At 38.2% G+C, this 11,106-nt stretch carries 10 protein-coding genes and 1 pseudogene; 2 read left to right on the forward strand and 9 right to left on the reverse strand.

Going from position 1 to position 11,106, the window contains the following annotated elements; all coding sequences use genetic code 11:
* Positions 1–389: 389 nt before the first annotated feature.
* Complete coding sequence (locus tag HMPREF0023_RS05540) at positions 390–1,421, reverse strand: AraC family transcriptional regulator (RefSeq protein ID WP_026056358.1); 1,032 nt, start codon at positions 1,419–1,421, stop codon at positions 390–392.
* Between the two features lie 131 nt (positions 1,422–1,552).
* Between HMPREF0023_RS05540 and HMPREF0023_RS05545 the strand changes: the two genes are divergently transcribed.
* Positions 1,553–2,254, forward strand: a complete 702-nt coding sequence (locus HMPREF0023_RS05545) for an NAD(P)H-dependent oxidoreductase (protein WP_008941422.1) — start codon at positions 1,553–1,555, stop codon at positions 2,252–2,254.
* 72 nt (positions 2,255–2,326) lie between these two features.
* On the opposite strand, the gene HMPREF0023_RS05550 is transcribed toward HMPREF0023_RS05545, so the two are convergent.
* Positions 2,327–3,076, reverse strand: coding sequence for a TenA family transcriptional regulator (locus HMPREF0023_RS05550; protein WP_017394913.1), 750 nt, complete (start codon positions 3,074–3,076; stop codon positions 2,327–2,329).
* 346 nt (positions 3,077–3,422) lie between these two features.
* On the opposite strand from HMPREF0023_RS05550, the gene HMPREF0023_RS05555 reads away from it, so the two are divergent.
* Positions 3,423–4,652, forward strand: a complete 1,230-nt coding sequence (locus tag HMPREF0023_RS05555; RefSeq protein ID WP_008941424.1) for a GGDEF domain-containing protein — start codon at positions 3,423–3,425, stop codon at positions 4,650–4,652.
* A gap of 95 nt (positions 4,653–4,747) precedes the next feature.
* Here the strand turns inward: HMPREF0023_RS05555 and aroC are convergent, their stop codons facing one another.
* From aroC to HMPREF0023_RS05590, 7 genes and pseudogenes are all read right to left on the reverse strand, one after another.
* Positions 4,748–5,839, reverse strand: a complete 1,092-nt coding sequence (gene aroC / locus HMPREF0023_RS05560) for a chorismate synthase (RefSeq protein WP_008941425.1) — start codon at positions 5,837–5,839, stop codon at positions 4,748–4,750.
* Between the two features lie 11 nt (positions 5,840–5,850).
* Positions 5,851–6,861 (reverse strand): 50S ribosomal protein L3 N(5)-glutamine methyltransferase, encoded by a 1,011-nt coding sequence (gene prmB / locus HMPREF0023_RS05565; RefSeq protein ID WP_008941426.1) that lies wholly within the window; start codon positions 6,859–6,861, stop codon positions 5,851–5,853.
* Positions 6,862–7,023: 162 nt separating this feature from the next.
* A complete protein-coding gene (locus HMPREF0023_RS05570; RefSeq protein WP_004639114.1) occupies positions 7,024–8,211 on the reverse strand; it encodes a vWA domain-containing protein in 1,188 nt (395 codons plus the stop codon).
* Positions 8,212–8,223: 12 nt separating this feature from the next.
* Positions 8,224–9,075 (reverse strand): AAA family ATPase, encoded by an 852-nt coding sequence (locus tag HMPREF0023_RS05575; RefSeq protein WP_004639112.1) that lies wholly within the window; start codon positions 9,073–9,075, stop codon positions 8,224–8,226.
* A 42-nt stretch (positions 9,076–9,117) separates the two neighbouring features.
* Positions 9,118–9,507, reverse strand: a complete 390-nt coding sequence (locus HMPREF0023_RS05580) for a hypothetical protein (RefSeq protein ID WP_004639110.1) — start codon at positions 9,505–9,507, stop codon at positions 9,118–9,120.
* Positions 9,500–9,805 (reverse strand): YcgL domain-containing protein, encoded by a 306-nt coding sequence (locus HMPREF0023_RS05585; protein WP_005080797.1) that lies wholly within the window; start codon positions 9,803–9,805, stop codon positions 9,500–9,502. The genes HMPREF0023_RS05580 and HMPREF0023_RS05585 overlap by 8 nt, the downstream gene beginning before the upstream one ends.
* 140 nt (positions 9,806–9,945) lie before the next feature.
* A pseudogene (locus tag HMPREF0023_RS05590) lies at positions 9,946–11,087 on the reverse strand (ribonuclease D).
* Between the last annotated feature and the right edge of the window lie 19 nt (positions 11,088–11,106).

Consider the following 11,106-nt stretch of genomic DNA (forward strand, 5'->3'; position numbering starts at 1 on the left):
AGTACTAGCTGCTTCGATTGTATTAATGATCATATGCATAGTAATCATAGTTAAAATCATAAATTACTATAAAGACAAAGACATACAGTTTGAATTTAAATATTCTGAAAAGAAGAAGGAAGATAAATAACTATCAGGGAAAGGTAGCGCGACAAGTCGCTGCCCCCTTTCCCTTCCTCCTCCATTGCGCATAATGAGCATTGATGTTAAATGCCTGCAAGTGCGCTGGAAAGCTTAGCACCATTGACAAAAAAGCCGATTCTCAAATGAAAATCAGCTTTTTAATCAATGGCAACGGCAAGTAACATAATGCGTTGATTATACGCAATTTAACAATATAAGATATTGATATTTAACAATTTATTCATGAATAAAATTGCTAACATATACTATAAAACCACTATTGTTTTGTATCGCTCAACCTCTCTATAAAACTTAGGTGTAACGTTCGTCCATTTTTTAAATGCACGTGAAAAATGAGAAATATCTGCGTATCCTAATCGCTCTGCAATTTGTTCAATAGATAGATGTTGTTGTTTTAATAAAAATTCTGCTTGTTTTCTACGAACCTCAGCAATTAACAACTGAAATGAAGTTTGTTCTTTCGCGAGTTGGCGCTGTAATGTTCTCTCGGACAAATGTAATCTTTCAGCAACCTGTTTAAGCGATAGAAATCCAAGTGCTTCATCATATAGTTCTTCTTTCACATTTTTTGCCGCACTATCTACATTTTTCCTTTTTAAAAATAGCTTTTGAATATCCTGTTTACACTGCTGAATTGTTAATCGCGCAACCAATGCATCGGCTGTCTTTAATGGTAAAGATAATACATTTTGATTCAATATTAAGCAGTCATTTTTTGCGTTGAACTCACCATTTAACTGATTAATATTAAATATTTTTTTGTAGAAATCTGGCTTATCTTGCTGGAATTCAAAACGGATATCTAACCGCTGTTGAGCTAAATTTTCTACTATCTGAGCAAAACCAAAAACCAAGAATATAATCGCATGTCTGTTAAACCTAAATTGTTGTAAAGGTTGATTAAAATACAAGTATGCTTTTCCATCATTCACCTGAAGTTTGGGCTTAAATACTGTACAATGCAATCCGATAAATTGCTCCAAAACTTTAATCGCTGAACCAAGATCTTCTGAAGCTGTTGCAGCGACTCCGATATGTCCATAACAAGAAATTTTCATTTCTTTTGCAAGATATACACTGATTGCTGGTTCATCGGTAATGTGTGCAGCTCGTTCTAACAAGTAATTGAAAATATTAAAATCCACATACCAAAAAGGTGCATTGAGTTTATCAATTGAAATACCTGTTCCAGATAATAGTTGTTCGGGTGCAATACCCCGTTTTTTAAGTACATCAACTAATAAATTCACATAACTACCAGGAAGTTCAGGATTCATATTTTTAGATCCTATACAGCTAATATTTTGGCGTAAATTGGTAAAAATTGGCGGTTTATGAACTATGCCACGATTTATCATTAAGGCATAGTAAGTTCGTAAAAAATCCAAGGTTAAAGGTTTATTTTCCAATGAATGTACTAATTGTTCACGCGCATCCTGAAAAACGATCATTTACAACTGCTATGAAAACTACGGTTCAACAGACTTTTGAACAACTTGGACATACAGTTGAAGTATCTGATTTGTATGAAATAAAATTTAATCCTGTTGCATCAGCTGATGATTTTAGTGATTTTGATGAAACCGAATATCTAAATTATGCCCTCGAGCAACGTAATGCATTAAAAAGCAATACACTTTCGCCTGATATTGCCGTTGAAATCGAAAAAGTTAAACGTGCTGATCTTGTGATTTTTACTTTTCCTTTATATTGGACATCTGTACCAGCGATCCTCAAAGGCTGGATAGATCGAGTATTTGTCTCAGGACTATTTTATGGCGGTAAACGTTTTTATAATCATGGTGGTATGACTGGCAAAAAAGCAATGCTTTGTTTTAGTCTTGGTGGACGAGATCATATGTTTGGAGAGAACTCAGTTCATGGTCCAATTGAACAATATTTATCTTCAATTCAACGTGGTTCTTTGGCTTATGTTGGTTTTGAAGTTATACCGCCATTTATTGCATATCATGTTCCATATATTAGCAATGAAAGCCGACAAGACATTTTAACCAACTTGGAACAATACCTTCAAAATCTGGATAATCTTAGCCCTCTAGAATTTCCTCATCTTGAAAATTTTGATGAAAAAATGAATCCTAAAACCTAACCAACAAATGTAAAAAAATTATAAAAAAACTGCGATCCGTCCCCAAGCTAGATCGCAGTTTTATTCTTTGTATTATCGATTCGCTTGCTGAATTTTGTAACACTCATCCAATGCAAGTTCATAATACGCTAAACCTTCTTGTGCAGCCAAAAATGCTTTTTTCTGCATCACAGGATCTTGATCACATAACCGTTTGATAAGTTCCATCGCTTCATACGGATGCAGATCATCATAATGCGCATGTGCTCTCAACCAAGCCAATGACCGTTTATTAATCGTTACTTCTGGGTTTTGAGTATAACTTTGCACCCCCTTGTAAACTTGTATACTCCAGTCCCCTGTCGCCCACTCGATTGCAAGATTTGTGGCTGCAATACTCTCAGCTAAGCCACCTCGGTAATTCACATCCCATAAGAAATGATTAACTGCATTCATCGCTGCTGGCGGCCGAACATTATTTAGCATGTCGACCGTAAGTCCAAAACCACCTGCCCAATCCTGATACCAAGTAAGATGGCGCTCCTCAACTTTAATATTTTGAATCAGCCAATCTCGTGTTTCGGTTACACCAGATAAGGAAAACGCAGTAGCTTTGGCTAGTGTTCCAGCCATATAAGAAGGAAAATGAGCGACTAAAGGATAAAAATTCAATAAGGCTGAGCGAAAACACTCCAAGCTTAATGAACCACTTGCCATATCCAAGAATAAAGGGTGTTTGCTAACTCGTTCTTTTGCTGGCAAAAGTTCATCCCAAAACCGTTGTGACCACTCAGAATGAGCCGTAATTTCCAATTTTTTTTCGTATTGATTCATAGCAGTCATTGCGATGCATCCTATTTCGTATGACTTAATCCAATCATATTCCATGATTGCTGCTTTTTCTAGATTGTATCTTATTGCAGCAAATATACAATTACCATTCCTCGGTTTGTACTACTGAGTTATTTATTGAATATCATCCTCATTTAATCCATATATTATCAGCATTAAAAGCGATATAAACCTTTAATCAGCATAAGTTTTGAACAACAAAAAGATGATTATCACAAAAAAGTGGGATTTTTTGATTATCTAATACACATTTTATTTAATTCAGTGTAACGTAGTAAAAAACAATTCCAATATTAGATGACTTACATAAAAACATTAGGGAGTGGTAAGCGATAAGATGAAGTTGAAAGCTTCCAATATATTGGGACAAGATCAAATCGACTTGCTAATTTCTCGCGGACTAAATTTAGTTTGGTTTCCTAAAGAGTTAGAAGCGATCTACCGAGATCAGTATAGAAATGAGGCCGCACACGAATTCCGTTATCGTGCGCCAATCATCTTGGGCCTATATTTATTTCTGAGCTTTGGTATTTATCAAGTCCTACCACCAGATATGCGTCTTGAGTGGATTGCTTACTATGGCTGGGTTGGGATTATTATCCTTCTCGCATGGTTATTGTCTTTTGTTCCGATCATGAATCGGTGGTTCGATCATTACGTTTGTATAGGATCAATGGGTGCTGTAGCCATTACTTTCACCCTCATTAACGTCCTTGCACAAGGTCAACATAACATTTTATTCTATGCTGCAATGATGTATGCGGTTGTCATTATTTATGGCTTTGTTGGTATGCGTTTTTATACAGCAATGTTTGCAGGATGGATGGGAGGTTTAATTGGTATTGCAGCAAGCACCTGGTTAAGTGGTTCTATTGATTGGACTTTTTTACATAGAACATACACATTTAGTAGTTTTTTGGGGATGGCGTTAGCGTATGCGACGGATCGACAGCACCGCGAAAATTACTTGCAAAACTGCATGATCGAACTTAACCGATTAGAGCTCATGCGACAGGCACAACAACTCTCAATTCTTTCACAACAAGATGCTCTAACGGGTTTGGCGAATCGTCGTTATCTCGATGAAGTACTTGAAAATGAATGGAAACGAGCCATGCGCCATGAAATGCCCATCACGATTATGATGATTGATATTGATTTCTTTAAACTCTATAACGACACACTTGGTCATATTCAAGGTGATCAATGCTTAAGACGTATCGCTATTTTATTGGGGTCAATAACTTCACGCAGTGGTGATCTAGCAGCGCGTTATGGTGGGGAAGAATTCTTGTTACTATTTTCAATGACAGATCAAGATCAAGCACTCATCCAAGTTAAACGGTTAATGGAGCTGGTGAGTAATATTGGCATCAATCATCCTAAAAGCCAAATTTCTAAACATGTAACGATAAGTGTTGGTGTTGCGACGATGGTACCAAGTTTAGGTGATAGTCTTTCAGAATTTATTTCTCGTGCCGACCATGCCCTTTATATTGCGAAAAGTAATGGTAGAAATCAATATCACATCGCCTCTTCTGAAAATATGATTTCTGAAGCTTTATAATAAATATACAGAAGATTATTATTCAGTAAATTAATTGAATATTACATTAAATACAAGTCACACTTATAATAAATTAAAAGTGTGACTAAATATGATTATGCTTCGATTGGTTTAAATGGAGGTACGACATCTGCATTTTGTGCACGATGTCTTAAAAAATGATCCATTAATACGATCGCCAACATCGCTTCTGCAATTGGTGTTGCACGTACGCCCACACAAGGGTCATGACGACCTTTGGTTAAGACATCGGTATTTACACGGTTAATCGTAATTGTCTTACCTGGTGTTGTAATACTAGCTGTTGGTTTCAATGCAATTGCAACACGAATAGTTTGACCACTCGAAATCCCACCTAAAATTCCGCCAGCATGATTAGCAAGGAAACCGTCTGTAGTGAGTTCATCACGAGTTTCATGACCAAATTGACCCGCTACAGCAAAGCCATCACCGATCTCCACCCCTTTAACCGCGTTAATACTCATCATTGCATGTGCAATATCAGCATCTAAACGATCAAATACAGGTTCACCCCAACCAACAGGAACATTCTCGGCAATGATCTCTAGTTTTGCACCACAACTTGTTCCTTGTTCACGTAAAGACGTAACCAATTTTTCAAAACGTGGCACCGCATCAGCATCACCACAGAAAAATGGATTGTTAGGTACTTCGTTCCAATCTAATTTCTCTGCAACTTCGTTACCAATTTGAGTGACATGTCCACGAATATCAATCCCAAATTTTTCAGCTAGATACTTTTTTGCAATCGCACCCGCTGCAACACGCATCGCAGTTTCACGTGCACTTGAACGTCCGCCACCACGATAATCACGGAATCCGTACTTTTGTGTATAGGTATAATCAGCATGACCAGGACGGAAAGTTTGAGCAATATTGCCGTAGTCTTTAGATTTTTGATCTGTATTACGAATCAATAAACCAATCGAAGTTCCTGTGGTTTTCCCTTCGAAAACACCAGAAATAATCTCGACTTCATCTGGCTCTTTACGTTGAGTTGCAAATTTAGATGTACCAGGCTTGCGGCGATCCAAATCTTTCTGCAAATCAGCTTCACAAAGTTCAAGACCAGGTGGCACACCATCAACAATTGCCATCAAGCCAACACCATGTGACTCACCACATGTTGTCACTTGAAAGAGTTGCCCAATACTATTCCCTGCCATGTTCTAGCCCCTTAATTTTGAATAGATTGCTGAAATATTTCTTTATAGCGACGGCATTGTTCAGCAGTCAATGCAAAAATACCAGAGCCACCTTTCTGGAAAGATAGCCAATGGAAGTCAATCGTATTGAAGTTCTGGCGCATTGCCCACTCTGAATTACCGACTTCAATAACGATCAGGCCATCTTCGGTTAAATAATCAGCTGCCTGAGCTAGCATTTTACGTACTAAGTCCAAACCATCTTGCCCTGCTGCAAGCGCAAGTTCCGGCTCATGAAGAAATTCTTCTGGTAAGTCTGCCATATCTTCGGCATCCACATACGGCGGATTACTTACGATCAAATCATATTGATTTTCAGCAGGTATTTTTGAAAATAGATCAGATTCAAGTAGTGCAACTTGATACTGTTTATTGTGATGTTCTGTATTGATCGAAGCAACTTCTAAAGCTTCTTTAGAAATATCTGTAGCATCAACCTCTGATTCTGGATATGCATACGCCAATGCAATTGCAATACAGCCTGAACCCGTGCACATATCCAAGATACGTTGTGGTGTTTTCGGTTTAGGATTTTCTGGTAGGCTGTTTAACGCTTCAAGCATTTGACCATTTTCATCTAAACAATATGGTGCAAAACGCTGTTCAATTAACTCAGCAATCGGTGAACGTGGGATTAAGACACGTTCATCAACATAAAATGGTTTATTAAAGAAATATGCAAGATTTAATAAGTATGAAGTTGGGACACGCTCATTAATACGACGTTCCAATAAGCTTAGAAATTCTGCTTTTTCACTTGGTAATAGCTTCGCATCTAGGATTTCCGCATCAGCCTTCCACTCAAGAGAAAGTGTTTGCAAAACCAATGCCGAACTTTCAGCGAAATAATCTTCTGTGCCTTGACCTAAGTGCGCGTCGTATTGGCGAAGTGCTGTGACACCAAAACGGATAAAATCTCTTATGTTTACTAAGTTTTCAGCCGCTTCTTGTAAATGTTCAGGGCTGATCGTTGGTCGCTCCACTTAGGCGTCTCCAAAAGTGCTAATTGCAAAACGGTTTATTTTACCTGAGCCAAGAAAAGCAAAGCAACGCTTTAACCAGTTTCTAGCTCTCTTGAAGCTTATTTAATAAGAAAAAACCGCTTCAGATCAAAGAAACGGTTTTATATCGGATTTATTTAAATTTTAACGAGACAAATAACGGGTCATATCCTCGATCCCTTTCAAAGTCATTGGATACATATGATCTTCAAATGTTTCTTTAATCCACTGAATAGTTTGGGTGTAATGCCAATAACCCTCCACTTCAGGATTGAGCCAAGCCGTTTTATCAAAGTGCTGACGTAAACGTCTTAACCACACTTCCCCAGCCTCGTCATTCATATATTCAACTGAACCACCAGCAGACTTGAGTTCGTAAGGCGCCATACTAGCATCGCCCACAATGATAACCCGATAATCACGTCCGTAAGTATGCAATAGATCCCATGTGTTCATACGTGTTGAGCTACGACGGTGATTGTCTTTCCAAACATAATCATAAAGACAATTATGGAAATAAAAATATTCTAAAGTCTTGAACTCTGACTTAGCAGCACTAAACAGTTTTTCACATTCAGCGATATAGGCATCCATAGAACCACCTACATCAAACAACATCAATACTTTGATTCGATTACGGCGTTCTGGAACAAGTTGCACATCCAAGATACCTTGCTTCGCAGTTTCACGAATCGTGCTATCAACATCTAGCTCTTCGGCAGCCCCTTGACGCGCGAATTTCCGCAAACGACGTAATGCGATTTGCATCTGACGAGTTCCGAGAACCTGATCATCGTCAAGATTTTGGTATTTACGTTGTTCCCATACTTTTACCGCTGAGCGTTTACGACCCGGCCCACCGATACGGACACCTTCAGGATGATCACCAAAAGCACCAAAAGGTGAAGTTCCACCTGTACCAATCATCCGGTTGCCACCCTGATGTTTTTTATGTTGTTCTCGCAAACGCTCTTCCAACATCTTCATCAGTTCTTCCAGAGATCCTGCCTTTTGTAATTCAGCACGTTGCTCTGGGGTTAAATGCTTTTCTAGCAGCTCAAGATCAAACCAATCTTTTGGCAATTTATGAACGTGTTTGAGTAGCTCATCTAAGTCAAAGGTTTCAATACCATCAAAATAATCTTTCATGGCACGATCAAACTTATCGAAGAAACGTTCATCTTTGACTAAAACCGTTTTAGCCAATTGATAAAACTCTTCTTGATCTGCAAAAACTAGACCTGAAGCCACCGCTTGATTCAGATCAATCAGTTCACGTGTCGTAACAGGTACGCCATATTTGCGTAAAGTGTAGAACAGTCGTACAAACATATACGAGCACTCTTAACGACGTGACATAAAGGCTAAACGTTCTAGCAACTGTACATCTTGTTCATTCTTGATTAACGCACCATACAACGGTGGAATCGCTTTTGATTTATCATGATTACGCAACACATCTTCTGGCATATCATCTGCCATCAATAAGCTTAACCAATCAATTAATTCAGACGTTGAAGGTGGCTTTTTCAAACTTGGTACTTGACGTAATTTGAAGAAGATCTGTAAAGCCTCACTCACCAAAGTGTTCGAAATACTTGGGAAATGAACTGCAATGATGTCACGCATCGTTGCTTCATCAGGGAACTCAATGTAATGGAAGAAACAACGGCGCAAGAACGCATCTGGAAGTTCTTTTTCATTATTTGAAGTAATAATCACGATTGGACGCTGAGTTGCAGTAATCGTCTCACCTGTCTCATACACATAGAACGACATTTTGTCGAGCTCATGCAACAAGTCATTTGGAAATTCAATATCTGCTTTATCAATCTCATCAATTAATAATACACAGCGCTCATCGCTAGTAAATGCTTCCCACAATTTACCAGGCTTAATATAGTTTTTAATGTCATAGACACGGTCATCACCTAGCTGGCTATCACGTAAACGCGAAACAGCATCATATTCATACAAACCTTGCTGTGCTTTGGTTGTTGATTTGATATGCCAAGTGATCAGTTTTAACCCAAGACTTTCTGCAACCTGTTCAGCCAGTAACGTTTTACCTGTACCCGGCTCACCTTTTACCAATAATGGTTTTTGTAGAGCACGCGCCGCTTTTACAGCAAGCTTTAGGCTATCAGTTGCAATATATTGATCTGTACCAGTAAAGTGTTGATTATCAGCAGACATTTAAAAAACCTTATTTTTCTGTATCTAACTTTGTGTAAATATTTAAACTGAACGAGCAGCTTTTTTATTGGCGGTATATTTTGACCAGCAAAAACCAATCGATAAACCAATCCCTATGACAAAGAGAATCAAGGATAAATTGGCCCACACCAACACATGTTCTTTGGTTAATACACCAAAAATCAACCCAAAAATTGCAGGTGCGATTCCAGAATTCGGACCTTCAGAAATTGTTGGTGTTGCTAGGACTGCAAAAGCAATAATCCACAAGATACCACCAATGGGACTCGGTAAACGCGTCATTAAACGATACCAACACCACAAGGCAATGATTGTTCCAGTAACATAGACTATGATCGCAACATTTTCCTCAGGAAACTGATCCAGTACTGAAAGAATATTTGCCCATACCGCTGTTAATGTCTCAAGCACCTCGTAAGCCCTCAGGTTCTACCGCATTCGGATTGATTAATCCTTCTGGTGGCATTTGAATAAAAAAGCCTTTGGTTTCTAACGAATCCATAACATGCAACACATTTGCACGTGCAAGTTTACGCTCAGCATGAAGTTCTAAACGCATAACAAAAGTGGCTTTTCCAAATGCTTGTAAAACAGTTTCTGGAATACCGTCAAAAGGGTTCTCAGACTCATTATTCTCAGAAGAGTTCGGACGAGCAATATACATATACATTTCGTCTTTTTTGCTCGATCTATAAATATCGCAGTGCATGTTTACTCACAACTTTTGTCAATTTTAGTGACTATCAAGCCAATTAGACCTCAATAGACACTAAACAGGATACATGAAAAAAACCACAGGTACATTAAGGAATGTTAACGCTAGAGTCGTATTTTTTTGCAACCGTATTTTTACCGAGTGACTTTCATTTGCATTGCTAAATATTCACTATCTTGATGCAAAAGTGCGATCAGAGGCTTAGTTAAAAGCTCATAGCGCCAGCCTAATAAATAATCTGGTAAAACTTGTTCGTCCAAACCAAATACGACATGCTCATAAATCGCATGAAGCCATTTCTTTCGTAACAACACCTCTTTAGGTATAGATGTTTGATTAACAATACCATCAATCAACTGATCAACTTTCGGGGCTAACTCTTTTGAATTATTCTTAATCGGACGTGCAATCCTCAACGGCCACTCATCTTCTGGCGGCAAAAATTTCAAAAGTTCTAAAATCATTTTGCCGTGCTCACGCACAACATTGGGTCGAATATCTTTGACTTGAGCAAGTTGAAATGTATTGCGCGGATTTTTCTCTACCAAATCAATCATCGTTGCGTTTTTAAGAATAAAACTACGCGGTTGATTCATCGCTTTGGTAATTTGCTCACGCCAGATGCTTAATTGTTGTAATTGCATTAACTCACGGCGTGAATGGCGATAATTACCGATATCGGTATACAGCTCGGCGAGTGGAGTATCTATTCCAATTTCTTTGGTTAAATTCTGACAGTCTTCCAACACATAGTGATATATCCCTTTGCTCTGCAAATCGCGTTTTAATGCTTCAGCAAGTCTAGGTAAATAAAGTACATCATTCGCAGCATAACTGATTTGTTGTGGTGTTAGCGGACGTGCCAACCAATCTGAGCGTGTTTGATCTTTCTCTATCTCAATATCTAAATAAGTCTTGAGTGCGTTTTGATAGCTAACCTGCAAACCATTCCCAAGAAAAGCCATCGCGACTTGTGTATCAAAAATATTATGCAATGGTTTTTGATCAGCATAATGATAAATTAATCAATATCTTCACTACACGCATGAAAGATATTCTGCTGAGCATTGAACACTTTGTCCCAAAAATGTGTGAGATCTAATACCGTACCATCAAGCAATGCAACCTGACCGTCTAGATTAATTTGGCACACCCCGAGTTTTGGATATAAGGTATCAACCTTAATAAACTCAGTATCAAGTGCATAGGTGGAACAATGTTCCATTTTGTGGAGGAGAACAGCTAAATCTTCTTGCTGCTGGATAAACTGAAACATATTTGCTCAAATACAATAA

Origin of the sequence: Acinetobacter sp. ATCC 27244, from assembly GCF_000156555.1 — a bacterium.
Taxonomy (GTDB): Bacteria; Pseudomonadota; Gammaproteobacteria; order Pseudomonadales; family Moraxellaceae; genus Acinetobacter; species Acinetobacter haemolyticus.

Bases quoted from the DNA above. Each gene is read 5' to 3' on its own strand.
- HMPREF0023_RS05540 (WP_026056358.1), bottom strand. From the start codon at position 1,421: ATGAATCCTGAACTTCCTGGTAGTTATGTGAATTTATTAGTTGATGTA.
- HMPREF0023_RS05545 (WP_008941422.1), top strand. From the start codon at position 1,553: ATGAATGTACTAATTGTTCACGCGCATCCTGAAAAACGATCATTTACA.
- HMPREF0023_RS05550 (WP_017394913.1), bottom strand. From the start codon at position 3,076: ATGACTGCTATGAATCAATACGAAAAAAAATTGGAAATTACGGCTCAT.
- HMPREF0023_RS05555 (WP_008941424.1), top strand. From the start codon at position 3,423: ATGAAGTTGAAAGCTTCCAATATATTGGGACAAGATCAAATCGACTTG.
- aroC (WP_008941425.1), bottom strand. From the start codon at position 5,839: ATGGCAGGGAATAGTATTGGGCAACTCTTTCAAGTGACAACATGTGGT.
- HMPREF0023_RS05570 (WP_004639114.1), bottom strand. From the start codon at position 8,211: ATGTTTGTACGACTGTTCTACACTTTACGCAAATATGGCGTACCTGTT.
- HMPREF0023_RS05575 (WP_004639112.1), bottom strand. From the start codon at position 9,075: ATGTCTGCTGATAATCAACACTTTACTGGTACAGATCAATATATTGCA.
- HMPREF0023_RS05585 (WP_005080797.1), bottom strand. From the start codon at position 9,805: ATGCACTGCGATATTTATAGATCGAGCAAAAAAGACGAAATGTATATG.